General features: G+C 63.8%; 24 protein-coding genes and 2 pseudogenes. 5 read left to right on the top strand and 21 right to left on the bottom strand.

Features of this window, described 5'->3' with window-relative positions; all coding sequences use genetic code 11:
• Positions 1-18: 18 nt before the first annotated feature.
• The 10 genes from N5B55_RS00425 to N5B55_RS00380 all read right to left on the bottom strand — a co-directional run bounded on the left by N5B55_RS00425 (position 19) and on the right by N5B55_RS00380 (position 9,063).
• On the bottom strand, positions 19-486 hold the full coding sequence (locus N5B55_RS00425) for a universal stress protein (protein WP_304538801.1): 468 nt from the start codon (positions 484-486) through the stop codon (positions 19-21).
• 57 nt (positions 487-543) lie between these two features.
• Positions 544-1,188: a hypothetical protein gene (locus N5B55_RS00420; protein WP_065857549.1), complete on the bottom strand. Its 645-nt coding sequence runs from the start codon at positions 1,186-1,188 to the stop codon at positions 544-546.
• A 5-nt stretch (positions 1,189-1,193) separates the two neighbouring features.
• The gene (locus tag N5B55_RS00415) at positions 1,194-3,485 is read right to left on the bottom strand and encodes a heavy metal translocating P-type ATPase (protein WP_304538800.1); all 2,292 of its coding nucleotides are present in this window, start codon (positions 3,483-3,485) and stop codon (positions 1,194-1,196) included.
• 70 nt (positions 3,486-3,555) lie between these two features.
• On the bottom strand, positions 3,556-4,080 hold the full coding sequence (locus tag N5B55_RS00410) for a cytochrome b (protein ID WP_304538799.1): 525 nt from the start codon (positions 4,078-4,080) through the stop codon (positions 3,556-3,558).
• Between the two features lie 124 nt (positions 4,081-4,204).
• A complete protein-coding gene (locus N5B55_RS00405; protein WP_304538798.1) occupies positions 4,205-5,131 on the bottom strand; it encodes a cation diffusion facilitator family transporter in 927 nt (308 codons plus the stop codon).
• Between the two features lie 193 nt (positions 5,132-5,324).
• Positions 5,325-6,701: an ATP-binding protein gene (locus N5B55_RS00400; RefSeq protein WP_304538797.1), complete on the bottom strand. Its 1,377-nt coding sequence runs from the start codon at positions 6,699-6,701 to the stop codon at positions 5,325-5,327.
• The gene (locus N5B55_RS00395; protein ID WP_304538796.1) at positions 6,698-7,372 is read right to left on the bottom strand and encodes a response regulator; all 675 of its coding nucleotides are present in this window, start codon (positions 7,370-7,372) and stop codon (positions 6,698-6,700) included. The genes N5B55_RS00400 and N5B55_RS00395 overlap by 4 nt, the downstream gene beginning before the upstream one ends.
• 31 nt (positions 7,373-7,403) lie before the next feature.
• Positions 7,404-8,135: a cytochrome b/b6 domain-containing protein gene (locus tag N5B55_RS00390; protein ID WP_304538795.1), complete on the bottom strand. Its 732-nt coding sequence runs from the start codon at positions 8,133-8,135 to the stop codon at positions 7,404-7,406.
• Entirely contained in the window at positions 8,107-8,598 is a 492-nt protein-coding gene (locus tag N5B55_RS00385; RefSeq protein WP_304538794.1) for a diheme cytochrome c, read from the bottom strand. Before N5B55_RS00385 ends, N5B55_RS00390 begins: the two co-directional genes overlap by 29 nt.
• Before the next feature lie 48 nt (positions 8,599-8,646).
• On the bottom strand, positions 8,647-9,063 hold the full coding sequence (locus N5B55_RS00380; protein WP_304538793.1) for a DUF1924 domain-containing protein: 417 nt from the start codon (positions 9,061-9,063) through the stop codon (positions 8,647-8,649).
• Positions 9,064-9,141: 78 nt separating this feature from the next.
• Here N5B55_RS00380 and N5B55_RS00375 point away from each other — a divergent pair.
• Positions 9,142-9,348, top strand: a pseudogene (locus N5B55_RS00375) (cytochrome C); the annotation flags it as partial.
• Between the two features lie 354 nt (positions 9,349-9,702).
• Entirely contained in the window at positions 9,703-9,885 is a 183-nt protein-coding gene (locus N5B55_RS00370; protein ID WP_304538792.1) for a YgaP family membrane protein, read from the top strand.
• Here the strand turns inward: N5B55_RS00370 and N5B55_RS00365 are convergent, their stop codons facing one another.
• From N5B55_RS00365 to ttcA, 5 genes and pseudogenes are all read right to left on the bottom strand, one after another.
• Positions 9,886-10,482, bottom strand: coding sequence for a DUF4010 domain-containing protein (locus N5B55_RS00365; RefSeq protein ID WP_304539820.1), 597 nt, complete (start codon positions 10,480-10,482; stop codon positions 9,886-9,888). It abuts the gene before it with no gap.
• Positions 10,483-10,528: 46 nt separating this feature from the next.
• Positions 10,529-11,059 (bottom strand): annotated as a pseudogene (locus N5B55_RS25300) (TniQ family protein); the annotation flags it as partial.
• A 148-nt stretch (positions 11,060-11,207) separates the two neighbouring features.
• Entirely contained in the window at positions 11,208-13,046 is a 1,839-nt protein-coding gene (gene glmS / locus N5B55_RS00360; protein WP_304538791.1) for a glutamine--fructose-6-phosphate transaminase (isomerizing), read from the bottom strand.
• 116 nt (positions 13,047-13,162) lie between these two features.
• Positions 13,163-14,530: a bifunctional UDP-N-acetylglucosamine diphosphorylase/glucosamine-1-phosphate N-acetyltransferase GlmU gene (gene glmU / locus N5B55_RS00355; RefSeq protein ID WP_065860170.1), complete on the bottom strand. Its 1,368-nt coding sequence runs from the start codon at positions 14,528-14,530 to the stop codon at positions 13,163-13,165.
• A gap of 338 nt (positions 14,531-14,868) precedes the next feature.
• On the bottom strand, positions 14,869-15,816 hold the full coding sequence (gene ttcA, locus N5B55_RS00350) for a tRNA 2-thiocytidine(32) synthetase TtcA (RefSeq protein ID WP_012760902.1): 948 nt from the start codon (positions 15,814-15,816) through the stop codon (positions 14,869-14,871).
• 166 nt (positions 15,817-15,982) lie between these two features.
• On the opposite strand from ttcA, the gene panE reads away from it, so the two are divergent.
• Entirely contained in the window at positions 15,983-16,936 is a 954-nt protein-coding gene (gene panE / locus N5B55_RS00345; protein ID WP_304539819.1) for a 2-dehydropantoate 2-reductase, read from the top strand.
• A gap of 281 nt (positions 16,937-17,217) precedes the next feature.
• Here panE and N5B55_RS00340 read toward each other — a convergent pair whose 3' ends face one another.
• The 6 genes from N5B55_RS00340 to N5B55_RS00315 all read right to left on the bottom strand — a co-directional run bounded on the left by N5B55_RS00340 (position 17,218) and on the right by N5B55_RS00315 (position 23,904).
• Positions 17,218-18,969, bottom strand: coding sequence for an efflux transporter outer membrane subunit (locus tag N5B55_RS00340; RefSeq protein WP_369812415.1), 1,752 nt, complete (start codon positions 18,967-18,969; stop codon positions 17,218-17,220).
• 7 nt (positions 18,970-18,976) lie between these two features.
• Complete coding sequence (locus N5B55_RS00335; protein ID WP_304538790.1) at positions 18,977-20,143, bottom strand: ABC transporter permease; 1,167 nt, start codon at positions 20,141-20,143, stop codon at positions 18,977-18,979.
• Positions 20,140-21,120, bottom strand: a complete 981-nt coding sequence (locus N5B55_RS00330) for an ABC transporter ATP-binding protein (RefSeq protein ID WP_304538789.1) — start codon at positions 21,118-21,120, stop codon at positions 20,140-20,142. The genes N5B55_RS00335 and N5B55_RS00330 overlap by 4 nt, the downstream gene beginning before the upstream one ends.
• A complete protein-coding gene (locus tag N5B55_RS00325; protein ID WP_304538788.1) occupies positions 21,117-22,091 on the bottom strand; it encodes an HlyD family secretion protein in 975 nt (324 codons plus the stop codon). Before N5B55_RS00325 ends, N5B55_RS00330 begins: the two co-directional genes overlap by 4 nt.
• Before the next feature lie 56 nt (positions 22,092-22,147).
• A complete protein-coding gene (locus tag N5B55_RS00320) occupies positions 22,148-22,894 on the bottom strand; it encodes a TetR/AcrR family transcriptional regulator (RefSeq protein WP_304538787.1) in 747 nt (248 codons plus the stop codon).
• An 86-nt stretch (positions 22,895-22,980) separates the two neighbouring features.
• Positions 22,981-23,904, bottom strand: a complete 924-nt coding sequence (locus N5B55_RS00315; protein WP_304538786.1) for a LysR family transcriptional regulator — start codon at positions 23,902-23,904, stop codon at positions 22,981-22,983.
• A gap of 129 nt (positions 23,905-24,033) precedes the next feature.
• Between N5B55_RS00315 and rocD the strand changes: the two genes are divergently transcribed.
• Positions 24,034-25,260, top strand: a complete 1,227-nt coding sequence (rocD, locus tag N5B55_RS00310) for an ornithine--oxo-acid transaminase (RefSeq protein WP_304538785.1) — start codon at positions 24,034-24,036, stop codon at positions 25,258-25,260.
• A gap of 25 nt (positions 25,261-25,285) precedes the next feature.
• Positions 25,286-26,215: an arginase gene (locus N5B55_RS00305; RefSeq protein ID WP_304538784.1), complete on the top strand. Its 930-nt coding sequence runs from the start codon at positions 25,286-25,288 to the stop codon at positions 26,213-26,215.
• Positions 26,216-26,283 lie beyond the last annotated feature (68 nt).

The raw sequence follows: 26,283 nt of genomic DNA, 5'->3' as shown, positions 1-26,283 counted from the left end.
GACTCGGGACAACGGCGGCTAGCCGTGGGCCTCTCTGTCCGGATTGTTTCTCACCAGTAGTACCGGGAGGGAAGACGTACGGACAACGCTCTCCGCGACACTTCCCAGCAACGCCCGCAGTACTCCCCGCCTCCCGTGTGTACCAAGCACCAAGACTTGCGCGCCCGCCTCCGACGCAAGTCTCTCCAGCTCCGTAGCGATGTCGATATACGTCAGCGGGTCTCTAGTGATGGCGACTGCAGCGTGAACTCCAGCTAGTTGGGCCTTGCGAATTGCTGCCGAGACCAGCGTGTCTCCGCGCCGAGCCAGTGCATCCGAAACTTCCCGCACGAACGGCGAACTCAAGTCGTATTTGATGTGGGCGTTATCCACGACATGGGCGATAACTAGCTTTGACCCAAGCGACCTGGCCAAGCTTATGGCCTCGTCAAGCGCATGTTCCGCAGTTGGGCTTGCATCGATTGCTACCATGATGGTGTCGTACATGGTGATCTCCTTTCGGAACCTGCGTGGACCGGAAAGCTGCCGCGTCACTGCATCGGATCAGTGTTCCCCGGTTTGATCGGAGGCCTTTAGAGACGATGGAATTCTTTGCCGGTGCCGCCAGCGCAGCCGCTTCTCGGTCATGAGGCAGCCCCAATCCACTTTCGTGAACCCGTAGACCGCAGCGAGAAACACCAGTTGCGACACGACAAAGTAGACACCGAGATAGGTACCATCGATCTCGGATTCTTCGTCCAGATATCGCGCCCCGATCTGGGCAATGTGAGTCCAGGTTAGATAGCTCACCCAGCGCCCTACCAAGAATGGCAGCCCGATCAACCACAGCCGCATGCCGGTCAGGCCGTAGGCGATGAAAATGTAGTTGGATGGAAACGGGCTGAACGCGTAGGCAAGCACCAGTCCCACAGTCATACCTTTGCGCTGCTCGAGCCAGGCGCTCACGACGTCGATGTTCTGCCGGTCCGATTCACGCATCCAATGTTTGCGGACCAATATGCAGGCCAGTCGCGCCAGCACCAGACGCCCCGCCGTCGCGGCACAGGCGGCCACCGCTGCAAGCACAACGGGGTTAGCTTCGGGGCGGGAAAAGCCGATCCACGACATCACCATCCATGTGGGTGGCGCAAAGGCCGGGACCACGTTCAGGGCAAAGACCGTGGCGAACAAGGCGAGCAAACTTGTCATGGCGTTCACGCCTCCTTGCCGAGTACGTGGAACAGCTCGTCCTCCTGGGCGCAGTGCAACCGCAGGACGGCGTCCAGCCCGTACAGCAAACGCTGCAGCTCCTGTAACGCGGCGGAGTCCGGTCCTTGCTCGGGGAGGTCCGTGACGATCCTGTCCAGCAGGTTCGTCACTCGAAAGATTTCGCGATGCATGCCGCTCATCGCAGCCAGTGGGTCTTCCCCCTCAAGCAGGCGCGCCACGTCAGGATAGATCTCGGTATCGTCACGGCGCTCATGCGGCACCAGCACCAGATTCAACAACCGCGTCAGGTCGGAGAGCGTCGTCTTTGCCTGATTGCGCCCTATCCGCGGCAGTTGGTCCGCCACGGTGCGAATGCGGTTCATGATGGGCTCCAGCTCGGCGTGTTCGGCTTTGAAGCGTTCCACGTCCTGTGGCGGCAACGTGCGAGTGGCTTTATGTGGGCCTGCCTGCAGAACGCGCAGGGCATTGAGGATGACGAGAACGTCGATGATCTCCTGCAGCAGAGCACCGGCCAACGGAGGCAGATAACCCAGCGCCGCCGCAATCATGGCCGCGATCGATAGTGACATCCCCACAACGACACTCTGGACCGCGATGTAACGCGTGCGCTGGGCGATCCGTACGGCATCCACCAGACGATCCAGCCGGTCGACCAGCAACACAACGTCCGCAGCTTCTGAAGATGCTGCGGCGCCGCGCGCGCCCATCGCCACGCCGATGTCCGCCGCCGCCAGCGCAGGCGCGTCGTTCACGCCGTCACCGACCATAATCACCATGCCCGCTGCGCGGGCCTCCCTGATCGCTGTGAGCTTGTCAGCGGGCGATTGGTCTGCATAGACGTCCGTCACGCCCAGCATCGCGCCAACCGATTCGGCCACATCGGGCCGATCCCCCGTGAGCATGCCTTGGCGGCGCACTCCGATCTGGCGAAGCAAACGCAGCGCACGCGGTGTTTCAAGGCGGATGCGGTCCGCAAGCTGCAATGCACCGACCAGCTCCCCATCCACCCCCACGAAGACAGCCGACGCGCCCGCGTAGCGCACACGCTTGATGAACCCTTCGCTCCAGGGCGGAGCGACCGCCGAGCCGAGCACGTGAGGCAAGGTGCCAATCGAAACAGCATGGCCGCCCACATGACCTTGGACGCCCGCGCCTGGACTCTCGATCACGGCGCTGGGCAGCAGCAGCGCCGCACCTCGCTCGCGGGCCGCTTTGGTCACCGCTTCGGCCATGACGTGATTCGAAGCTTGTGCGAGAGAGGCAGCGAGACGCAGCACCTCCTGGGGTTCGTAGCGGCTGCTGCACTCGATGTCGACCAGCCGCGCGTACCCTCCCGTGAGGGTCCCGGTCTTGTCGAAGAACAAGGTATCGGCCTGCGCGAGCCGTTCCAGGGCGCCGCCGCCCTTGATCAGAACGCCGCGCCTGGCACAGCGCGACATGCCCGATACCATTGCCACCGGCACTGCCAGGATCAGCGGGCAAGGCGTGGCAACCACGAGCACGGCGAGGCAACGGGCTGGATCGCCTGTCAGTAGCCAGCTCGCTCCGGCCAGCACGACGGCGACGCCTGCAAATGCGAATGCATAGCGGTCGGCCAGCCGCACGGACGGACTGCGCTCGGCCTGCGCAGCACTGACCATCCGGACAATGCCCGCAAAGGTACTGTGCTCGGCCGATGCCGCCGCCACCATCTCGAAGGCGGCCCCAGCGTTCAGCACACCGCTGCTCACGGCTTCTGCGGGCGCGCGATGTCGCGTGACGGATTCACCGGTCAGCGTTGACTCATCCAGATCGGCCGGCTCCGACAAGGTGCCGTCCACGGGTACGACTTCGCCATGCCTCACCAACAACCGGTCGCCCGACCGGACTGTCGCCAGATCAACCTGGCACCACTGGCCGCCCTCGAAGCGATTGGCCTGTTTGGGCGCGTGGCTCAGCAGCGCCGTCATCTCCTTTTGCGCCCGCGCTTGCGCGAAGTCTTCCAGTGCCCGCCCGCTCGCCAGCATGAGGGCAATGACGGCGGCCACCAGTACCTCGCCAGACAACAGCGCAAAGCTGATCGACAGGAGTGCCAGGACGTCAATGCCCGCTTGCCGCCGTATCAAGGAGCGAACGATCGTGACCGCCAGCGCCACCCAATTGGGAGCAATGCCGATCAACCATAGATCTTGCGCCAGCGCACCTGCGTTCAGATAGCGAGCGAGCAATCCTGCCGACAGCGTCAACGCAGAGGCGGCAAGCAGGACGGCATTGAGGTGTCGGAAACCGGAGGGCATGGGCCAGAGGCAGGTGGGAGGAAGCCGAGACGGCAGAGGCATCGCCTCCGTTCCTGCGCGCTCAACGATGCTAGATCATGCGGCGCAACAACCTATCCTTCAGCACAACTTCGTGCCAGAGCGCGGCAACAGCATGCAGTCCGACGAAGATGTACACCAGCGTTGCTCCCGACTCGTGGATGTCCTTGGCCAGGTCAGCCAGTGTCTTGTTCGGCGCAAGTGGGGCGGCCCAGGCCAGGCCGAACGGCTCGATAGCCTTGCCTTCCCAGGCGAGTGCCAGTGCACCGAGGATCGGCATCCCCAGCATCAACACGTAGAGCACTAGGTGCATGGCTCGTGCAGCACGCTCAAGAAGCTTAGGCCCTGGAATTGCCGCTGGCACTTCCGTGCCTAGGCGGGCAAACAGCCGCAGCACCATCAAGACCAGCACGGAAAGGCCAGCCGTCTGATGGATGGTGAACAGGGTGTCCCGCATGGCGCTGCCCTTGGGGAAGAGATCGTGGATATCGATGATCACCACCGCGATCAGCGCAGCCAGGAACACCAGCCAATGCAGCGACCGTATGGCCGGGGAGTATTTCTGCTCGGAGTTCATAGAGGTAACCCAGGAAGAAGGTGGAAAGCCGGCAGGTCGCGATCCGCAACCGCCACGATTCACGGATACTCGCTCCAGTTCGGGAGGGCTTGTCGCAAGTCAACAAAACGGGAATCGGCTGCGACTAGATCGGCACATCGACCGGATCCACGTGCGTCATCAAGTTGAGCACGTCGCGGCGCTCCATCACGCGGCGGCGAGCCTCCAATGCGATGTTGTGGCCCTCGCGCACGCTGGCGCGCGCATCGACTTCGAGGTGCGCGTCTACCAGGATCAAGTCGCCCATGCGGCGTGTCTTGACGTCGTGTACGCCAAGCACGCCTGGCGTTGCGAGCATGACCTGGTGGATCGCCTCCACGGTCTCCTCATCGACTGCGCGATCCATCAGGTCGTGCAGGGCTTCCCAGCCGAACTGCCAGCCCATGCGGGTCACCATCAGGCCCACGACAAGCGCCGCCACTGGGTCGAGCAGGCGATACCCAAGCACGTTGCCCACGATGCCAAGCGCCACCACCAGTGACGATGCGGCATCCGAACGCGCATGCCAGGCGTTGGCGACCAGCATGCTCGAACGCACCCTTTCGGCCACCGCCAGCATGTAGCGGAACAATAGTTCTTTGGCGGCCAGCGCGCCCAGCGCGACCCATAGACCAATCAGCCGCACCGGTTGGATCGCCTCGGCGTGCTCCAGCTTGAGTACCGCGTTCCAGAGCATGCCCACGCCCACAGCCAGCAGAAGCAAACCGAGCGCGAGCGAAGCGGCATTCTCGAAGCGTTGGTGACCGTAGTGATGGGTCTGATCCGGCCCCTTCTGGCTATGGTGGCCGGCAAACAGCACCACGAAGTCCGCGATCAGGTCGGACAAGGAGTGGATGGCGTCGGCGATCAGCGCCTGCGAGCCAGCCAGCATGCCAGCCGCCACCTGCGCTACCGTCAGCCCCAGATTGACGGCCACGCTCACAAGGGTGCTGCGCCGGGCGGCCGCCTGCCTGGCCACGCTGTCGTCGGAATCAGCAGCGATCTCCAGATCGATTTCTTTTGTCTGTTGCATGGATTGTCTGAGCAGTGAGCGTGGGGATGGGGTTCAGGTTGAGCGGTAGCACTCGGTCAATTGCGCAGCCCCAGGGCCAATCCATTGAGCATGAGATAGACCGGCGCCACCTTCCACTTAGAGAGGCTCTTCGAGCCGCACTGGGGGCTCGTATTCTTCATGGCTTCAATGAAGGGATGAAGTTGCGCATGACCTATTGGTGGGTCCCAGACACGCTGGGCTCCAGATTCGACCAGATAACGTCTACGCGCAATCCGCCGAGACCCGGCGAGCGGTCAACCGTTACGCTTGCACCGTGAACCGCCGCTATCCGCCGCACGATCGACCACCCGAGGCCACTGCCACTCTGTTCCGTTCCGGCGACACGAAAAAAACGCTCGCCAAGTCGGTCCTGTTCGGAAGGTGGAAGCCCGGGGCCGCTGTCTTCCACGCAGAGCACGGCACGTCCGTTCCGGTTCGCTACCGTCACGACGATGTGTGCCTCGGCGGGGCTGTAGCGTATGGCGTTGTCGATCAGGTTGCGAGCAAGTGAGGCCAGCAAGGCCCGGTTACCCGTGACCATGCAACACTCCGGGCTCTCCAGTTCGATGTGCTGTCGCTTGCCGAAGGCCATTGGCGCAATGTCTGCCATGACTTGTCTTGCCAGTGCGCCAAGGTCAATCGGTTCTATCGATACGCCGGCGTTGGCTTCCAGGCGCGAGAGCAGCAGTAATTGGTCAACCAGATGGGCAGCACGGTCGCACCCTTCCAGCGTTCCGAGCAAGGCATGGCGACGTGTGGCGTCGTCTTCGGCGGCCATAGCCACCTGGGCCTGTGCTTTGATCGCGGCAATCGGTGTGCGCAGCTCGTGGGCAGCGTCTGCAGTAAAGCGGCGCTCGGCGTCGATCATGACCTGAATGCGGACAAAGAGCGTGTTGAGCGCGTCGAGCATGGGTGTCATCTCAACCGGCGCATGGGGCATCCGGACCGGATCGAGCGCTCGCGGATCGCGCTTGGCAAGCGTGTTGCCCAATCTGCGCAGCGGCAACATACCACGCTTGACTGCCCACCAGACAGCCAAGGCGAGTGACGGCAATGCCAGCGCCATTGGCCACAGCATGTTGCGCAGGATTGCCGTCAGGATTGCGGTGCGCGAGTCGATGCGCTCGCCAACGTAGACCTGGATGTTCTTGTGTACACCCTGCATTGCAAAGACCCGCCAGGTATAGCCCTCGATTTGCACCGTCGAGAATCCGGACGCGATGTGCTCGCCCGACGTAACCATCGGCTGGTTCGGCGCGTTGGCCGAGTGGACGCCCAACTTCCCGTCATGAAAGACCTGAAAGGCGACCTTGGGCGCGTAGCGATGCTGGACTGGCAGGTCGTGGCTCGACTCGTCGTCCTCATCTAAGGTCTGCGCGTGTTGCATGACCAGTAACGCGCCGGCTTGTGCCAGATGACTGTCCAGCAGTTGATCGATCTCGTCCTGGGTGTCGTACCACGTGATCAATGCGGTGACGAGCCACAGGCCGGCGACGGCGCCAAGCACCAGTAGCAGCAGCCGACCTTGAAGCGAGCGCGGCCGCGTCATGGCGCCTCTGCGTTGTCACGCGGCAGCATGTAGCCGACGCCGCGTACGGTCCGAATGAGGTCGCTGCCAAGTTTCGCGCGCAGATGGTGGATGTGGACTTCCACGGCGTTGCTGCCGACCTCCTGCCCCCAGGTGTACAGGCACTGCTCGAGCTGCTCGCGTGACAGTACGCGCCCCACGTTCAGCATCAAGGCATGCAGAAGGTCGAATTCCCGCGTCGACAGTACGACGGGGGCGCCGTTGCAAAAAACCGTGCGCGATGCGGGCTCAAGGACAATGCCGCGCGCCCGCAACCGTTCCGTGGGATGGCCATGCGCACGGCGCACCAGCGCGCGCAGCCTCGCGCTGAGTTCGTGCAGATCAATGGGCTTGACGATGTAATCATCGGCGCCAAGATCGAGCCCGCGCACGCGGTCTGGTATTGCGTCGCGCGCGGTCAGCACCAGGATGGGGACCGTGATGCCTGCGTCACGCACCTTTCGCAGCACGTCCACGCCGTCCATGCGGGGCAACCCAAGATCGAGTATCGCGGCGACGTAGGCGTCCGTGCGCAACTCCCGCCACGCCGCCTCACCGTCGCGCACCCAATCGACTTGGAAGCCATACTGATGCAGGCCGGCCCGGATGCCGTCGCCGAGCAGGGGGTCGTCTTCGACAAGCAGGATGCGCACGGATGAGGTCTCCGCTCGGTACCGGTTTGGATCAATAGTCGTCGCGCTCGGCGCCGTGATGCTTCGCAGATGCTGCGGGGCGGTCAGCGGCCCCGGCCGACGGCGCGGACTGCCATTGCATCCACCAGAAGCCCAGCACCGCCACCAGCATCAGGGCCGCGAGGCTCCACCACGCACGGCGGATGCCCTCATTTGGCAGGCCCGTCTTGCGTCCGCTGAACATCGCACCAACGAGATTCTCACGGTGCAGCCAACTGCTGGCGAAGACGGCGAGAACATGAATACCCACCAGTGCGAGCATTGCGTTGGCAATGCCTTCGTGCAACTCGCCGAGCCAGTCACCGCCGACATCGTTGTAGGTTGCCCAGCCCGTGCCCGCCAAGGCGCATGCCATCAGCAGCAAGGCGATGATAGCAAGCGCTCCGGCGGGGTTGTGGCCGACGTGGTGCTCCGGCCGCCCGCGCATGATGTTGGTCAAATAGCGGAGTGCGGCGGCGGGCGACCGTACGAAGTTGGAAAACCTGGCGTATCGCGTGCCCACCACGCCCCACAGCAGCCGAAAGCTGACCAGCGCCGCCATCGTGTAGCCGAGCGTGATGTGAATAAGGCGCCACTGCTCACTTTCCGCGGTCAAGTAGGCCCCCAGGAAACTCACCGCCAGCAGCCAGTGGAACAGGCGGGTCGGCGCATCCCAAACCAGGATGCGGCGGGTGATGGAATCGGTTTTCATGGTTTCAGCGCGGGATGCGGACATCGTGTTCATTGAAATTGCCTTGATCCGCCTTGGTATGGCAGGCGGCGCAGTTCGAGGCGCTCTTGATGGCAGGCCGGCGCCACACCGCAGCGGGCACTTCGTCGTGAGTGCGGGCAAACCACGCCGATCGGGTGATCCGGTCCTCGGGCGGTGGGGGCATAGCATTTGAGCGACCTGCCGCGTTGGCCGTAAGCCACTGATCGAGCTGCTTGACGGTGGCAGGGTCCAACGAGGCATCTGTCCCGTAGTGGTGCTGCAGGTTGCCCAGAATGCGTTGCCAGGAGCTGGCGGGCAGCGCGCCGGGCGGATAGGCAATATGGCAAGACGCACATTCCTGCCGATATTTGGGCAGCAGCGGCGCGGCGCGCATGCCGGGCCCCTCTTCGGCGACGGCGAGAAACGACAGCGCCAGGCCCGCGATTGCCAGGCAAGCGCCCGCAGTTCTGCTTGTAACGATGGCACGGTCAGACATTGGGATACTCCGAATCAGGTAAGGAATTGAGTGGCTTGCTGGACGACCCTACTTGCCGAGGGTCATCAGCCAACTCAGGACGTCCGCTTTTTCTGTCGCCGTGCACTCGCGCCCGACTACGTCGTTGCAGTTGCGCCGGAACCATTTCTCGGTCTTTGCAGCATCGGTAAAGCGCTCAGGGTTGAACGCCGGAGCCAGCGGCGCAATCGACTTGCTGGTTGCGGCATGCCGGCCGGTTTGCGTTGGTGGGTTGCCGTGGCAAGATGCACAGCTCCATTCACGGCCGTGCTTGGATGTAAAAAACTGCTGCCCGCGGGACGGTTCGGAGGGGGTTCCGGCCTTCGCGCGATATTGATCGAGCATTTGCGTGGGCACTTCCGCACTTGCCAGGGGAGCGGCAGCGGCTAGCGCCAACGCCAAGACCGAATGCAGGCAGGCAACAGGAAGAAACTTTGAGGTCGGCATCGTGGCCTCTCACACTGAGGAATGCCTTGATGCTCTCGGATTCTTCTTAACGGATTCTTAAGCGATACCAGTGGAATTCACCTGACGCGGGAGGACGTCGATTTCATCTACGGAATCACGGTCAACAACAACCCGACGGTGTCCGATGTTTGGAATACCAGCCCGGCATTCGGCTATCCATACGTCGCGCCCAACATCGACATGCCGCCGGCGGCGAGTACGCTGATCGACGGCAGACTCGCGCAGCAGGTAGTCGGCGCCAGTGCCTATGCGTTCTGGCAACGCCACGCCTGACCGCGACATGGTGGTCCACGGTATCGCCAGCCACGCCGACTGCGCTCTGACCACCATATCCGAGGAGATGACCCTCGGCGTGCTGATTATTTATGGTCATGCCATCATCAGCAAGGCGCTTCGCAGTGTGCTCTGTCACGGCTTGCACCGCTTGACGGTAATCGCCGATCAGCAGCAACTCATCGGTATGCTGACTTTGAATGACACGCGCAATGGGCAGCGAATGGACCTTGCTGGCCAGAATTCTTGGAGGCGACCGATACATGGATCACGGCTCGGAGACACCGTCGCATTTGACGATTTAGGGCGTCCAACCCATTTCATTTCGCCAGTAGGAGTAGCGCCATGTTTCCCAATGTTGGAACCACCGATCGCGTCGTCCGCGTCATCATCGGCCTCGCCATGATTCTGTTGGCGCTGTTCGGCACAGTACCGGCCTGGGTTGAGTGGCTTGGTCTAGTGCCTTTAGTGACCGGTCTGATCCGCATGTGTCCGGTGTATTGGATGCCGGGAATCGGTCGGGATTAACTAGGCCGCGATCCAGAATGCGGCCCAACTCGCAGCGAGTGCGGTCAGCAAACCACCGGCAACCTGACCCGCAAACGCTTTCCCGCCGCTAGTTGCCACAACCATTTTGGTCAAGGTATTGACGGACAACGCCAACATGACGAGCGCACCCGCCACTGAGCGCGTAAGCGCCCCACTGGCGGCCTGGGTAGCAATGGCCGCAGTGGCAGCATGCGCATCGGCCAAAGCACCAAACAGCGTCACGGCGGTGACGGCCGCGGTCCCGAACCATTCCCGCGACACCGCTGCTATCAGCAGCAGTGCAGCCGTCCATAACCCAAAACCGATTGCGGCGCGCCAATCGATCGACGAAGACGCGTTTCCCCCGTCCGCTTGAACCGGTGTCCTATCACGCAGCATCAAAAACACGGCGCACCCCACCGTCATCACTGCACCGATGACAAGCGGCACCGCCAAGGACCGGAGCAGCACGATATCGATGACAGCAACCAGCAACGCCATCAGTACCAATGTTGCAACATTGGACAGCAGCGCGGCGGCTGCAGCCCCGCTCACGGGCGAATGTTTCGCGCGCACCCGTGCCGCCATGGTTGCGATGGTCGCAACACCGACATGTAGGGCATTGCTCTAAGAGCGGGATGCCATGGCGAAAGCATGCGGAAACGCCCGGTATCTGATGTGCATTGAAAATAGCTGGCGTCCCGTACCTGTCTTCATCTTCCGTCAGACATTGAGGGCAAAGACGGGTCCGATTAAATGCGCCGGCTGTGTGTTTTGGGAGCCCCTGAAGCACCGCGTCGATATGGCTCTGCTCGTCCCGCGCAGCGAACTCGGCGCCAGTAAACATTTCCAGTAGCGGAAACAATGTGCTCTCTCGCAAGAGGCACTGAATCGTCTGACTTGGTCGTGTGGGAAAACGATCACCCAAAGCTCCGACATGTGACGGAACCCAGGCTGTAAGTGGGAACGGCAAACGCCGAAAGAGCTCTGCGTACGTATCCCGCGTAGTTGGGTTTCCGCTGGTAACGTGATACCGCCCAACCAGGGAAATCAAGCTTTCCCCTGGGATAGTCGGAGCACACAAAGTCAGCGGTTCGCGACAGGCTTGTGCGAGCAACGCAGAAGTGTCGCGCTGCTCGCCCCGCCCATCCAAGCAATCGGACGCTGCCTTCACTACCTCGGCTGGTGTCAAACGTCGACCACCTAATGTGGAACTCTGGGGCGAAACGCCCCAGGACAAACATATTTTTCAGAACCCAAACATATTTGCACTGGGGCCAACATATTTGTAAATGATCATCTGTTTCTGCGCCTGCCGAAACTTATTCGACAGTCACCGATTTCGCCAGGTTGCGTGGCTTGTCGACGTCCGTGCCGCGTGCCAGCGCCGTGTGATACGCCAGCAACTGCAGCGGCACCACGTGCAGGATCGGCGAGAGCTGCCCGTAGTGCTCCGGCATGCGGATCACCTGGATGCCGTCGCTCGACTGGATATGCGTATCGGCGTCGGCAAACACGTACAGCTTGCCGCCACGCGCACGCACTTCCTGGATGTTCGACTTGAGCTTTTCGAGCAGCGCGTCATTCGGGGCCACGGTCACGACCGGCATCTGCTCGGTCACCAGGGCCAGCGGGCCGTGCTTGAGTTCGCCGGCCGGGTAGGCCTCGGCGTGGATGTACGAGATTTCCTTGAGCTTGAGCGCGCCTTCCAGGGCGATCGGGTAATGCAGACCGCGACCGAGGAACAGCGCGTTTTCGCGACGGGCAAACTCGTCCGACCACGCGATGATCTGCGGCTCGAGCGCCAACACCGCGTTCAACGCCGACGGCAGGTGGCGCAGATGGCGCAGCGCATCTTCTTCCTGCTCGGTGTTCAGATGGCCGCGCAGCTTGGCGAACGTCAGCGCCAGCATGTACAGCGCGGCCAGCTGCGTGGTGAACGCCTTGGTGGACGCCACGCCGATCTCGGTGCCCGCGCGCGTGAGGAACTTGAGCTGCGTCTCGCGCACCATGGCGCTCGTCGCCACGTTGCAGATGGCGAGGGTGTGCGTGTGGCCGAGTTCGCGTGCGTGGCGCAGTGCGGCCAGCGTGTCGGCGGTTTCGCCCGATTGCGAGATCACGATGACCAGCGCGTTCGGGTTGGGCACCGTCTCGCGGTAGCGGTATTCGCTGGCGACTTCCACCTGCGTCGGGATCTTGGCGATCGATTCGAGCCAGTACTTGGCCGTGCAGCCCGAGTAGTAGCTCGTGCCGCAAGCCAGGATCAGCACGCTGTCGACCTTGGGCAGCACCTGGGCTGCTTCGGGGCCGAACAGGTTCGGCGCAAAGCCTTGCACGCCCTCGAGCGTGTCGCCCAGGGCGCGCGGCTGCTCGAAGATTTCCTTCTGCATGAAGTGGCGGAAGGGCCCAAGTTCCACGGCGGCGGCGTAGGTGCCGACTTCCTTCACTTCGCGCTCGACGATCTTGTCGCTTGCATCGGCCACGGTGAAGCCGTCGCGGGTGAGTTCCACCACGTCGCCTTCTTCCAGGTAGGCCATGCGGCTGGCGGTACCGGCCACGGCCAGCGCGTCGGAGGCGAGGAACGATTCGTTCTCGCCAATCGCCACCACCAGCGGCGAGCCGGCGCGCGCGCCTACCACCACGTCGGGGTTGTCACGGGCAAACACGGCAATCGCATAGGCGCCGTGCAAGCGCTTGACCGAAGCACGTACCGAGGCGAACAGGTCGCCGCGCGTCTTGCTGCTGGGGTACGTGTAGGCCTGGTGGATCAGGTGCGCGACGACTTCGGTGTCCGTCTGCGATTCAAAGCCGTAGCCGACGGCTTTCAGCTCTTCGCGCAGCGACTCGTAGTTTTCGATGATGCCGTTGTGCACCAGGGCGATGGTGTCGCCCGAGAAGTGCGGGTGCGCGTTGACGGTATCCGGCCGGCCATGCGTGGCCCAGCGCGTGTGCGCGATGCCGATGGCGCCGTCCAGGTGGCTGGTCTGTGCCTGGGCATCGAGATCGGCCACGCGCGACACGGTACGTGCGCGCTCGAGCTGGCCGTCACGCTGTACGGCGACACCGCATGAGTCATAGCCGCGGTATTCCAGACGGCGCAGGCCCTCGATCAGGACGGGAACGATATTGCGCGTGGAAACCGCGCCAACGATACCGCACATGTTGATTTCTCCAGTTGGGGTGGGGCCGCACGTTGAATGTGCGCCGCACTCGGTAATTCAGTATCGATGCTCGTGTGCCGAAGCGGCATCCGCTGTTCGGCGCAGGAGAAAACCTGTCAGCCTTCCTTCTTCTGCTTGACCGGGCGCTGCCAGCTGTCGATCGTCACCTGCCGCGCCCTCGAGACCGTCAGCTTGCCCTCGGGCGCATCCTTGGTCAGCGTGGTGCCGGCACCCAGCGTCGCGCCCTTGCCAACGCGCACCGGCGCCACGAGTTGCGTGTCGGAACCGATGAAGGCGTCGTCTTCGATGACGGTGCGGAATTTGTTCGCCCCGTCGTAGTTGCACGTGATGGTGCCCGCGCCGATATTGACGCGCGAGCCGACCGTGGCGTCGCCCACGTAGGCCAGGTGGTTGGCCTTGCTGTGTGCCGCGATCTGGCTGTTCTTGACCTCGACAAAGTTGCCGATGTGCACGTCTTGGGCCAACTCGGTGCCCGGGCGCAGACGCGCGTACGGGCCGATGCGCGAGTCGGCGCCAACCTTGGCGCGCTCGATATGGCAGAACGGCAAAATTTCGGCACCGGCCTCGATCACCGCATCGCGGATCACCGAATGGGCGCCGATGCGCACGCCGTCAGCCAGCGTGACGTCGCCCTCGAAGATGCAGTTGACGTCGATCACGACGTCGCGGCCGCAGGTGAGCTTGCCGCGCACGTCGATGCGCGCAGGGTCGATCAACGTCACGCCGTCTTCCAGCAGTTGCTGCGCGAGGTTGCGCTGGTGAATGCGCTCCAGCTCCGCAAGTTGCACCTTGCTGTTCACGCCCAGCGTTTCCCACTCGGCCAGCGGATGCGCGGACGTAATAGGCACGCCTTCGCTGGCAGCACGCTCGATCACGTCGGTCAGGTAATACTCGCCCTGCGCGTTGTCATTCGACAGCGTCGCGAGCCAGTTCTTGAGCTTGGCCGTCGGACACACCAGGATGCCGGTGTTCACTTCGTGAATGGCCAGCTGCGTTTCGTTGGCGTCTTTCTGCTCGACGATGCGCGTGATGCGGCCGGCGGCGTCGCGCACGATGCGGCCGTAGCCGGTCGGGTCGCCCAGGTGCACGGTCAGCACGCCCAGGTGGTCGTTGCCGGCCGCGCTTACCAGCGCGCTCAGCGTTTCGGCGCGGGTGAGCGGCACATCGCCGTAGAGCACGAGGGTGGGCACGCTCTCGTCGAGCTGGTCTACGGCCTGCATGACGGCGTGGCCCGTGCCGAGCTGCTTGTCTTGCGTGGCGAAGGCGATGTCGGGTGCGCCGACCATCTCGCGCACCCGGTCGCCACCGTGGCCCACCACGACCACTAGCCGCGTCGGCGACATGGTGCGGGCGGTTTCAATGACGTGCGCCAGCAGCGGTTTGCCGGCCAGAGGGTGCAGCACTTTCGGCAGGGCGGAGCGCATGCGTTTGCCCATGCCTGCAGCCAGGATGACGATATTCACAAGGAGGTTCCTAGAGTGACTCGAAGCGATAGCCTGCGACGGGTTGCCGGCACCGGGAATGGCTGCCTGTAACCCACCGCCCGCCACCTCCCCTCAGGATGGCCGGACCGCCTGCAAACCCTTCTGCGGGGCGCTTTTGCGGCGTATAAGACACAGATGGAAAAATTCTAGCATGGGGCCCGCCCTCCCCCTGAACCGGTCAAACGGTGGAATTGTTGCAATCGCGCCATGACCGAGACGGGTAGACCGCCGGCCGGTCGGACGGATGGTGGACGTGCGGCCTGGCGCGCTGCGCGCATGAGTGCGCCATACGCCACCTCGCATGGAGGGAGTTGCGCTCAGTTTGCCGCCGCCTCTCCGGGCACGGCCTGCTCGGCGGACTTGTCGCCGGGCTTGCGCTCAAACCGCACGAACTCGATCCGGTCATCGTGCGAGCCAGCAAACACAAGCGGGGCCTGATCGTAGGCGGTCTGGCCGAACAGCGCGTCTTCGCCGATCTTCGCCAGGCCTGTGGTCAGGCCGTTGAAGTCGAACAGATCGGTATCGGCCAGGTGCGACGGCACCACGTTTTGCAGCGAAGCGAAGATGTTGTCGATACGGCCCGGCGTCTGGCGCTCCCACTCCAGCAGCATCTCCTTGACCTTCTTGCGCTGCAGGTTTTCCTGCGAGCCGCACAGGTTGCACGGGATGATCGGGAATTCCATCGCGCGGGCGTACGAAGCGATGTCCTTTTCCGCGCAATAGGCGAGCGGCCGGATGACGATGTGGTCGCCGTTGTCCGTGGCCAGCTTGGGCGGCATCGACTTCATCTTGCCGCCGAAGAACATGTTGAGGAAGAACGTGTTGACGATGTCGTCGCGGTGGTGACCCAGCGCGATCTTGTTGGCACCCAGCTCCTTGGCCGTGCGATAGATCACACCGCGACGCAGGCGCGAACACAGCGAGCACGTGGTCTTGCCCTCGGGCACCTTCTCCTTGACGATCGAATACGTATCCGCCTCGACGATCACGTACTCCACGCCCACCTTCTTCAGGTAGTTGGGCAGGACCTCTTCCGGAAAGCCGGGCTGCTTCTGGTCGAGGTTCATCGCAATCAGCTTGAAGTCGACCGGCGCGCGCTTCTGCAGGGCCATCAGCACCGACAGCATCGTGTACGAATCCTTGCCGCCGGACAGGCACACGAGGATGGTGTCGCCGTCTTCAATCATGTTGAAGTCGCCAATGGCGCGGCCAACCTGCGACTGCAGTCGGGTTTCGAGGCGGTGGAAATTATTGGAAAACGTCATGGCATCTCGACCCCGCCAGCGCTGAATAATGGCCGAACAGGCGTCAAATTGTGAGGAAAATCAGCATTTTAGCGCGCACGGGGCGCCGTCTGCAGGGTCACGCGAACAGGCCTAGAATCGTTTGCCTATCTTCTGCTCGATGGAAACGAACCCCATGACGACAGCAATGCGGATTCTGGTGCTTGGCGCCGGTGGCACCGGCGGTTATTTTGGCGGGCGGCTCGCCCAGGCCGGCGCGGACGTGACGTTTCTCGTGCGGCCCGCGCGCGCGGCGCGGTTGCGCCAACACGGTCTCGTGATTCGCAGCCCGCACGGCGATGCGCAATTGCCCGTGCAGACCATCACCGCGGACCAAGCCACGGCTTGGGGCCGCGCCGACCTGGTGCTACTGAGCTGCAAGGCATACGACCTGGAAGACGCCATTACCGCGATCCGCCCCGTGGTGGGCGAGCGCACGGTGGTGCTGCCGGTGCTCAATGGTCTGGCGCATCTGGAACGGCTGGATGCCGCGTTCGGGGAATCGCGCGTGCTGGGTGGGCTGTGCCACATCAGTGCGACGAGTGCGCCGGATGGTGCCGTGCTGCACCTGAGCAATGGCCAAGGCGCCGCCGTGCACTCCATCACCTTTGGCGAGCGCACGCCGCATGCGCCGCGCGAGCGCACCGAAGCGATCCGCGACGTGTTTGCCACGGCCAACTTTGATTCGGTGCTCGCCGAGAACGTCATGCAGGACATGTGGGAAAAGTTCACGTTCCTCACTTCTCTGGCCGCGATGACTTGCCTGATGCGGGCGACGGTGGGCGAAATCGTCGCCACGGACGAGGGCGCAGCGTTGAATGAAGCGATGTTCTTGGCGTGCGAGCGCGTGGCTGCGGCGTCGGGGTATCCGAATCGGCAGGCGGCGCGCGAACGCGGGCTCAATGTGCTGACGCAAGCCGGTTCGCCGCTGACGGCATCGATGTTGCGGGATCTTGAGAGTGGCGGGCGTGTGGAGGCAGATCACATCGTGGGAGACATGCTGCGCCGCGGGCGGGCGTTGGGCGTTGATGTGTCGCTGCTGCGGGTGGCGTTTGCGCATTTGCAGGCTTATCAGCAGCGGTTGTTGCGGGCGGCTGTTTGATTGTTTTGCGTTTGTGGTTCATCCCCGGTTTCATCCCCTGCCGGGGCTGACTCACTTTCTTTGTCTTGCCAAAGAAAGTAAGCAAAGAAAGGCGCGCCCGAGATGGCGACTTCCCCTTGAATTTTCATAACCGGGCGGAGACGGGAAAAACTCGCTGCGCTCAAACAGTTTCCCGTCTTTTTTCCGCCCGCTTACGAAAATTCAAGGCGCCATCTAGGGCAGGGTACGGCCACACCGACTGAAGGCCTGCGTTGTCGATTTGGTTTCCCTTTGTCGTGGGTCTATTGCCAACCGCCACCCAACGCCTGCATGAGCGCGGCGGAGTCTAGCAACCTGTCGGCTTGGCTCTGCACCTGTTGCAGCGTGGCCTGATCGACCTGGCGCTGGGCGTCCAGCAACGTTAGCGTGCTGATCCCGCCAGCGGCGTGGCGAGCTTCGGCGGCGCGCAGGGTCTGTTGTGCTTGGTCGGTTGCCAGCGCTCGGGCCTGTAGCGTTTGGGCATCGTTGTTGACGGCGTGCAGAGCGTCGGCCACTTCTTGCAGCCCTTGCAATACGGCTTGTTTGTAGGCGGCGCCGGCTGCATCGTAGGCGGCTTCGGCTTCGCGCTTTCTGGCGCGCAGGGTGCCGCCGTGGAAGAGTGGTTGCGTGAGCCCGGCGCCCAGGTTCCAGATGCTCGACCCGGCGCCCAACAGGTTACGGAAGCTGGTGGTTTCCGAACCCAGGCCTGCGGACAACGTAATGCGCGGGAACAGATTGGCCGTGGCCACGCCCACGTTGGCGCTGGCTTCGTGCCACATCGCTTCGGCGGCGCGAATGTCGGGGCGTCGCTGCGCGAGCGTGGATGGCAGCGACACCGGCAGCGGATCGGGCAAATGCAGTGCGTCGAGCGGAGGCAACTCCGGCAACCCTGCGCCGGGCTCGCGGCCCAGCAATACCGATAGACGGTGCCGCTGCTGCGCGGCCTGTTGCATGAGCGGCGGCAACGTGGCGTCGGTCTGCGCGACGAGCGTGCGCTGCGAGAACGCATCGACCTGCGCGACGCCGCCCACGCTCAGCCTCCGCTCAGTGATTTCCAGCTGCTTGCGCTGCTCGGCCGCCAATCGCTGCGTGGTCGCGATCTGCGCATCCAGCGCGGCAATCCGCACCACGGTCGTCACCACATTGCCTGCCAGAGACAAGCGCGCCGCTTCGAGTTCATAACGCTGCGTATCGACCTGCGCTTGCGATGCTTCCAGCGCCCGGCGCACGCCGCCAAAAATATCCAGCGCATACGACACCGACAGCGACGCCGAATACAACGTGAACGGCCCCGGCTTGGGCGTGTTGAAACCGAACGCCTCCGGGTTGATCTGCTGACGCACCGCCGACACGGTGCCATCCACCGACGGCAACGCATAGCCGAACTGCGCCTGCGCTTCGGCCTGCGCCTGACGCAAGCGCGCCTCCGCCTGCGCGACGGTCGGGCTCGCGCGCAACGCCTCGTCCACCAACGCATCCAGCGCGGGGGACCGGAACAGGTGCCACCAATCCGCCGGCACATTGGCATCGACAAGATGCTGCGCTTCGCCGCCAACAACGGGCGCGGATGCGGTTTCGCGCGACACGGGCTGCGCGGAATACCCGTTAGCCGCAGGCCCCGCCGGCGCTTTGAAATCGGGACCGACGGCACAGCCGCTCACAGATAACGCGGCAACAATCACAACGCCAAGCAAACACTCACGATCGGCCAACGCTCGCCGCAGCGTCAACACGTACCGCCGGAAGGTTTGGCCGTACCCTGCCCTAGATGGCGCCTTGAATTTTTGTAAGCGGGCGGAAACAAGACGGGAAACTGTTTGAGCGCAGCGAGTTTTCCCCGTCTCCGCCCGGTTACATAAATTCAAGGGGAAGTCGCCATCTCGGGCGCGCCTTTCTTTGCTTACCTTTTTTTGGCAAGACAAAGAAAGTAAGTCGGCCCCGACAGGGGACGAAACAGGGGATGGACCACAAACACCATCACCACCGTCAGCGCGTCGAATCCACAGCGTCCACATAGCCACCTCAATCCAACGTCTTGCGATAAAACCGCAACGCCACCCCCAGCACCACCACCGTAAACACCATCAACGGCCAGATGCTCGGCCACAGCTCAAACCAGCCATTGCCCTTGAGCAGGATGCCGCGCGTGAGCCGATTGAAGTACGTCATCGGCAGCAGGTTCCCGATCACCTGCGCCCACTTGGGCATCCCCACGAACGGAAACATGAAGCCCGACAGCAGGATGTTCGGCAGGAAGTAGAAGAAAGTGAGCTGCGTCGCCTGCAGCTGGTTCTGTGCGAGCGACGACAGCGTGATCCCCACCGTCAGGCTCGCCACGATAAACAGCAGCGCCGACACGTAGACCATCCACACGCTGCCGACAAATGGAACCTGAAAAACGAAAAACGCCATCAGCAAGATGATGGTCACCTGCACCAGCCCGATGAAGATGTACGGCACGATCTTGCCCGTCATCACCTCCAGGGGATGCACTGGCGTGGCGAGCAGGTTTTCCATCGTGCCCCGCTCGCGCTCGCGCGTCATGGCCAGGCCCGTCATCATCACCATGGTCATCGTCAGGATGGTGCCCATCAGACCGGGGATGATGTTGTATTGCGTGATGCCTTCCGGGTTGTAGAGCTTGTGGATGCGCGCATCGAATGGCGGTGCTGTGCTCGCAGATCCGCCCGCACCGCCGGCCAGCGGTGACAATGCGCCCTTCATATCCTTGCTGACGACGCCCTGCACCAGTTGCGAGAGGGACGCCACGGCCAGGCCGGTCGCGGCCGGGTCGGTGGCATCGGCCTCCACGAGCAGCGAGGGCTTTTCGCCGCGCACCAGCTTGCGTGTGAAGTCCGGTGGAATCGTTACGACAAACTGAAGCTGGCCCTTGGCAAGCGCCTCGCGCCCGGCGGTTTCATCCGGCAGCGTGGTGGCCAAGTCGAAGTAGTCGGAGTTGCGCATGCTGGCCAGGAAGCTGCGCGTGAACTCGCTCTGGTCTGCGGCAATCACGCCCGTCAGCAGGTGCTTCGGGTCGGCGTTGATGGCAAAGCCAAACAGGAACAACTGCATGATCGGAATGCCGATCATCATGGCGAACGTCACGCGGTCGCGGCGCAGTTGCAGGAACTCCTTGAGCACCACGCTCCACCAACGCACCAACGAAAAGCGATTGGCGTCCGGCTTCATGGTTGCGCCCCGTAGTTGTCGGAGGAGCGCTTCATCATGTGGATGAACACGTCTTCGAGGCCGGTGTCGATTGGAGCGGTGCGGGCGCCGGATTCTGCGGCGAGCTTGCGCAGCGTGCCCTCCAGCGCTTGCGCATCCGCGCCGGTCACGTGCAGCACCGAACCAAACGCGACGGTCTGATCCACGCCGGGCCGCCCTTCCAGCTTGCGGCCCAGTTCCACGAGATTGCCGCCCGAGACCGACCACGTCGACAGGCGCTGCGCGGCGATCACTTCATCGGCCGTGCCTTGTGCGAGCAGCTCGCCATACGCGATGTAGGCCAGCTTGTGGCAGCGCTCGGCTTCGTCCATGTAGTGCGTGCTGACGAGCACCGAGATGCCTTCCGCCGCCAGCCGATGCAGCTCTTCCCAGAAGTCGCGGCGGGCTTTCGGATCGACGCCGGCGGTGGGTTCGTCAAGCAGCAGCAACTCCGGCTTGTGGAGCATGCAGGCGGCCAGCGCCAGGCGTTGCTTCCAGCCGCCCGACAGCGCGCCCGCCAGTTGCTTGGCGCGCGAGGCCAGCCCGAGATGCTCCAGCGCATGATCAACCACCTCGCGCCGATTGGGCATCTCGTACAGGCGCGCGACGAAATCCAGGTTCTCACGAATGGAAAGATCATCCCAATACGAGAACCGCTGCGTCATGTAGCCGACGCGCCGTTTGATCTGCGCAGACTCTTTAAGGATGTCGTAACCGAGGCACGAGCCACTGCCGCTGTCGGGCGTCAGCAATCCGCACATCATGCGGATCGACGTGGTCTTACCGCTGCCGTTGGGGCCGAGAAAGCCGAAGATCTCACCGCGCGCGACCTGCATGGAGAGGTCTTTCACAACGTGCTTGTCACCAAAGTGCTTGTTCAGGCCATGCACGTCGATGGCGTAGTCGCCATTGCCTGTGTGCGGGCGGCTTTCGTGGCTGTCTGGGCTATTGGCGCTCATGGCAGCGTCACCTCCACGGGCTGGCCCGGGCGCAGCTTCGGACCATCCGCCGCAGCCGGCCGCGCCTCCACCATGAAGACAAGCTTCTCGCGCGTTGCGTTGCTGTAGATGACGGGCGGCGTGTATTCGGCTTCGGTGGCGATGTAGGTAAGGGTGGCGTTGATATCGGCAGCGCAGCCATCGCAGTGCAGGCGCGCGGCTTGCCCCGGCTTGAGCGCGCCGAGCACGCCTTGTGGCACGAAGAATCGCACCTTGACGTTGGCCGCCGGCAGCATGCGCACCACGGGGCTGCCGGCGCCGACCCACTCGCCTTCGCGATACAGCGTGTCGAAAACGAGCCCGCCCTGCGTAGCCTTCTGTGCCTTCTGATCGAGCCGCCATTGGGCTTGCGCCACAGCCGCACGCGCCGCTTCCACCTGCGCGGATTGCGCGCGGATCTGGTCATTGCGGGCCGGCAACTGGGCAATGCGTAATTGGTTGGTCAGTTCACGCACACGCTGCGCGTTCGACTGGGCTGTCGAGCGGCTTGCATCGAGCTGCGATTGCGCGATGCCACCTGCGCGGAACTGCGCTTCGTCACGGGCGAGTTGCGTCGACGAGAGCTTGTCCGCCGCCACCGCCTGGGCCAGTTGCGCGCGCGCCGCATCCACTTCCGGCACACGCTTGCCGATATTCAGATCGGCGAGTTGCGCTTCGGCGCTTTGCAGTTGCGCGGCAGCCTGCTGGCGGGCCGCCGTCTCATCCACCGATTCCAGCACGAAGAGCGGCGCGCCAGCGTTGACGGTCTGCCCCCGCTGCACGCCGAGATGTTCGAGCCGTCCACCGACCGGCGACGCCACGTAGACGAACTCGCCTTCCACATACCCCTGGTAGGTGCGATCGTCGTGTTTGGCGCAGCCCACCAACACCATTGCCGCGGCCGATACCGCCGCCAAACACCCAGCCCTGCCGATGCACAACGCTTGCCGCATACCGCCCTCCGCGGGATCCGATTGATGCGATTGATTCGATTGCGTGCCGTGTTCGCCTACTTGCGCCCCTTTCTGTCAGGCGTTGACTTGGGCTTCGTCTTCTTCCTGCTGGCGTTCTCGGCTGGTCCGACCGGGCCGATACCGTGCAGCAGCAGCGCGGCCACGTGCCGCCCGATGTCCTCGTCGCTGACGCGATCCGCGAGCGGCAGGCGGCCCCATAGCGCGCGCGTTGCCAGCGGCAGCATCGCCAGGCCGATCAACGACACCATCACCAGCGGCGGCTGCAGCGCCGCGTTCACCGCCCCGGCCGCTTGTGCGCGGGCAATGCGGTCGACCAGCAACGTGGCGCGCTCCAGCGCAATGCGCGCGAACACACGCTCGCGCAACTGGCCGCCCTCGCTGGCGATCTCGCGAATCCACAGCGTCGGAAACCACGGCGTGGCCGCGGCCACCGCCACCATGCGCTGCGCCACGCCGGCCACGGTCTGCGCAAGGTCGGGCAGATGCGCGTCGTCGGCGATGATCGCCAGCGCCGGACCCGTCACTTGATCGATCAACGGGCGGATGCGCCCCTCAACCACGGCATCGAGCAATTGATCGCGCGTCTTGAAGTGGTAATGCACCATCGGCGCCGTCACCCCGGCCTCGCGCGCGATGGCGGCAAGGGTGGTCGGACCCACGCCGTCGCGTGCAAATAACGTGACGGCAATGTCGAGCAGACGGTCGCGGAGGTCGTCCTGCGCCGCGCCGTGCTGGCGACGGGGACGCCCGGGGCCGCGCGTGGAAGATTTGCGGGTTGCCATGCCGCAGATATTAATTGTCGAATTAATTAATTTCAAGGCTGCATTTGGCGGATCGCAAATTCGCCTGGAGGGTCGCGACCGGGTGCCTACACGCGCGCTGCGGCGTCAAGCTGTGCCAACCGCACCAGCAGACGGTCTTGGGCTTCGCTCGGAAAGCTCGATGTACGGCGCACGGCAAACACGGTGTTCAGGCAGCGCCGCGCCACGATCGGGCGCACGACCTCCAGGCGCCCGCGCTCCACGGCATCCTGGATGGCATGCAGCGGCAACACCGACCAGCCCATGCCGGCCTCCACCAACGTACTCACCTCTTCGAGGTCGGACACGTGATGTGCGCTGACAGTCGTCTCGGGCATGCGCCGGAACAGCGCCTTGAACCACAGCCCATAAACCGCATCGGATTCGTCATAGGTCACGAAGGGCAATGCAGCGCAGTCGGCCAGCGTGCGCGGCGCAGTGCGCTCACGCAATGCGCGGGCGCTGCAGGCCAGCACGAATTCCTCTGTGTAGACGGCGTGGTGTTCAAACAGGCGCGATGTACGCGGCGTGTAGACGAAGCCGAGATCGGCGCGGCCCGATTCGATATGGCTGAACACCTCTTCATCGCTGCCGAAGGCGAGTTCGAGGCGCACGTCGTCGACAAGCGGCGCATCTGATTCGGGCGAAGGCGTCAGGAGCGCCGGCATCAGCACATAGCGCCCGAAGCTGGAACCGCTCGCCAGCTTGAGCGATACGCGCTCCATCTCGCCGCTGTGCAATGCGGCGCGGAGTTCATCCAACCCGGCAAACGCATCACGGCACCACGCCCGCACCGACGTGCCGGCGCGCGTGAGCACGAGCTTGCGCCCCGAGCGCTCAAACAAGGGCACGCCGAGCCACTGTTCGAGCTGCCGCATCTGGTACGACAACGCCGGTTGCGACACGGCCAAGCGGTCTGCCGCGCGCACGAAGCTGCCCTCGTTGGCAACGGTCAAGAAGCTATGCAGATAGCGCAGCGGAGAGTGCGACATGGCAGAAGACGGATGCCTTTATCCATCAAATTTTTGGATCGAAAAACGAAAAACATTCGATTTGATTTCAAGTCTGTCAGATCGCACAATGCGCCGCAAGTGAACGACCGATCCAGGCAGGAGGCCATCATGACGACCGCAATGCAACATCCGAGCTATGCATTGGAAGACCGCTACGGCGCACACAACTACGCGCCGTTGCCGGTCATGCTGGAACGCGGCGAAGGCGTGTGGCTGTTCGATACGGACGGCCGGCGCTACCTCGACATGATGTCGGCGTATTCGGCGGTCAGCTTCGGACATTCGCATCCGAAACTCGTTGCCGCGCTGACGGAGCAGGCCGGCCGGCTGACGCTCACGTCGCGCGCCTTCCACAATACCGAGCTGGGACCCTTCCTGGCCGACGTCTGCCGCATCACGCGCATGGACCGCGCGCTGCCCATGAACACCGGCGCGGAAGCCGTCGAAACCGCGATCAAAGCAGCCCGAAAATGGGCGCGCGACGTGAAGGGCCTGCCGCCCGAGGCCGCCGAAATCGTCGTCTTCGACAACAATTTCCACGGCCGCACGACAACGATCGTCGGGTTCTCCTCGCACGATCAATACCGCTATGGATTCGGCCCGTTCGCGGCGGGCTTCCGGCGCATTCCGTTCGGCGACGCTGATGCGCTACGTGCGGCGATCGGGCCCAACACGGGTGCCATCCTGATGGAGCCGGTGCAAGGCGAAGGCGGCATCGTCGAACCGCCTGCCGGCTACCTCAAACTCGCGCGTGAACTTGCCACCCGGCACAACGTGCTCCTCGTCTGCGACGAGGTGCAAACGGGCCTGGGCCGAACCGGCGATGTGCTGGCGAGCTGGCATGAAGGCGTGGACGCCGATCTAGTGGTGCTGGGCAAGGCGCTCGGCGGCGGCATGGTGCCGGTGTCGGCTATCGCGGGGCGCGAGGCTGTCATCAGCGTATTCCACCCGGGAGACCACGGCTCCACGTTTGGCGGCAACCCGCTCGCAGCGCACATCGGACGCGCGGCACTCGGCTTGCTGATGGAAGAACAACTGCCACAGCGTGCCGCCCGTGTGGGCGCGACGTTCATCGACGAACTGGAGACGCTCATTGGCCACGGCGTGCGGCAGGTGCGCGGGCGCGGCTTGATGATCGGCCTGCAACTCGATGCCGACATCGACGCACACGACTTCGCCTTCGCGCTGGCCGAACGCGGCGTGCTGACCAAGGACACTTACGGCAACGTAGTGCGCCTGACTCCGCCACTAGTGATTGGCGAAGCTGAACTGGCACTGGCACTGGAGGCCATCCGCCAGACGCTGGCCGGCTGGCCACGGCGCAAGGTGGCATGACCGAAGAACTTGCAAGGGGAGTGACATGACCATCATCGATCTGATCGGCGCGGCCATCGGCTGCGGAGCGCAAGACGACGGCTGCAAGGACGGCCCGCGTGCGCTGCTCGAGGCCGGCGCGCTGGCGCGATTGCAGACGCGGGACACGCAGGCCACGCTCGTACACGATATCGAACTGGCCACCTCGGCCGGGCACAGCCGCTCAGCGCGTCTGGCCGCGCTCCCGGGCGTCGCCGGTTTTTCGCGCGCGCTCGGTGACGCAACCGGGCACAGCGTGCACCAGGGGCATGTGCCCGTGGTCATCGGCGGCGATCACTCGTGCGCCATCGGCACGTGGTCCGGCGTGGCGAACGCCTTGCGGCCGAAGGGCCCGCTCGGCCTGATCTGGATCGATGCCCATCTCGACAGCCACACACCGCAGACCAGCGATTCCGGCGCCATCCACGGCATGCCGCTGGCGGCGCTGCTCGGCCACGGTGCGGCGGCCCTCACGCAGATCGGCGATGCCGCGCCGAAGCTGCTGCCGGAACACGTCGTGGTGATCGGCGCGCGCAGCTACGAGCCCGCCGAACGCGCGTTGCTGGATCTGCTTGGCGTGCGCGTCATCGACGCTGCCGAAGTGGCACGCAACGGCCTGCGCGCCGTCATGGCCGACGCCATTCGCCAGGTCAAATCGGGCACTGCGGCCTTTGGCGTGACACTCGATCTGGATGCTTTCGACCCCGCCGTCGCACCCGGCGTCGGCACGCCTGAAACAGACGGGCTCACCGCGCAGGGCATGGCGCAAGCACTTGCCGCGTGCGCACGCGACGCACGTTTCGCCGCTTTCGAACTCGTGGAATACAACCCGCGCCACGACAAAGACGGGATCACAGCGCATCTGGCCCTGGACCTGCTGGCCAGCGTCGCAGGCGCGTTGCACGCCCAGCGCCGCGAATACGCGACGGCGGCTTGAACCACCATCAAAAAAAAAAAGCGCACCGCCAACGCCCGCGCACAGACGGTGTGGCCGTCCCCTGCCCT

It is taken from the genome of Ralstonia pickettii, from assembly GCF_030582395.1.
GTDB lineage: Bacteria > Pseudomonadota > Gammaproteobacteria > Burkholderiales > Burkholderiaceae > Ralstonia > Ralstonia pickettii_D.
Note: the sequence above shows the minus strand (reverse complement) of the source record. Positions and strands in the feature narration are given on the sequence as shown.

Bases quoted from the DNA above. Each gene is read 5' to 3' on its own strand.
- ttcA (WP_012760902.1), bottom strand. From the start codon at position 15,816: ATGACGTTTTCCAATAATTTCCACCGCCTCGAAACCCGACTGCAGTCG.
- N5B55_RS00330 (WP_304538789.1), bottom strand. From the start codon at position 21,120: ATGAGCGCCAATAGCCCAGACAGCCACGAAAGCCGCCCGCACACAGGC.
- rocD (WP_304538785.1), top strand. From the start codon at position 24,034: ATGACGACCGCAATGCAACATCCGAGCTATGCATTGGAAGACCGCTAC.
- N5B55_RS00425 (WP_304538801.1), bottom strand. From the start codon at position 486: ATGTACGACACCATCATGGTAGCAATCGATGCAAGCCCAACTGCGGAA.
- glmS (WP_304538791.1), bottom strand. From the start codon at position 13,046: ATGTGCGGTATCGTTGGCGCGGTTTCCACGCGCAATATCGTTCCCGTC.
- N5B55_RS00325 (WP_304538788.1), bottom strand. From the start codon at position 22,091: ATGCGGCAAGCGTTGTGCATCGGCAGGGCTGGGTGTTTGGCGGCGGTA.
- N5B55_RS00410 (WP_304538799.1), bottom strand. From the start codon at position 4,080: ATGAACTCCGAGCAGAAATACTCCCCGGCCATACGGTCGCTGCATTGG.
- N5B55_RS00305 (WP_304538784.1), top strand. From the start codon at position 25,286: ATGACCATCATCGATCTGATCGGCGCGGCCATCGGCTGCGGAGCGCAA.
- N5B55_RS00415 (WP_304538800.1), bottom strand. From the start codon at position 3,485: ATGCCCTCCGGTTTCCGACACCTCAATGCCGTCCTGCTTGCCGCCTCT.
- N5B55_RS00370 (WP_304538792.1), top strand. From the start codon at position 9,703: ATGTTTCCCAATGTTGGAACCACCGATCGCGTCGTCCGCGTCATCATC.
- panE (WP_304539819.1), top strand. From the start codon at position 15,983: ATGCGGATTCTGGTGCTTGGCGCCGGTGGCACCGGCGGTTATTTTGGC.
- N5B55_RS00405 (WP_304538798.1), bottom strand. From the start codon at position 5,131: ATGCAACAGACAAAAGAAATCGATCTGGAGATCGCTGCTGATTCCGAC.
- N5B55_RS00340 (WP_369812415.1), bottom strand. From the start codon at position 18,969: ATGTGGACGCTGTGGATTCGACGCGCTGACGGTGGTGATGGTGTTTGT.
- N5B55_RS00390 (WP_304538795.1), bottom strand. From the start codon at position 8,135: ATGAACACGATGTCCGCATCCCGCGCTGAAACCATGAAAACCGATTCC.
- N5B55_RS00400 (WP_304538797.1), bottom strand. From the start codon at position 6,701: ATGACGCGGCCGCGCTCGCTTCAAGGTCGGCTGCTGCTACTGGTGCTT.
- N5B55_RS00380 (WP_304538793.1), bottom strand. From the start codon at position 9,063: ATGCCGACCTCAAAGTTTCTTCCTGTTGCCTGCCTGCATTCGGTCTTG.
- N5B55_RS00335 (WP_304538790.1), bottom strand. From the start codon at position 20,143: ATGAAGCCGGACGCCAATCGCTTTTCGTTGGTGCGTTGGTGGAGCGTG.
- N5B55_RS00320 (WP_304538787.1), bottom strand. From the start codon at position 22,894: ATGGCAACCCGCAAATCTTCCACGCGCGGCCCCGGGCGTCCCCGTCGC.
- N5B55_RS00315 (WP_304538786.1), bottom strand. From the start codon at position 23,904: ATGTCGCACTCTCCGCTGCGCTATCTGCATAGCTTCTTGACCGTTGCC.
- N5B55_RS00420 (WP_065857549.1), bottom strand. From the start codon at position 1,188: ATGACAAGTTTGCTCGCCTTGTTCGCCACGGTCTTTGCCCTGAACGTG.
- N5B55_RS00385 (WP_304538794.1), bottom strand. From the start codon at position 8,598: ATGTCTGACCGTGCCATCGTTACAAGCAGAACTGCGGGCGCTTGCCTG.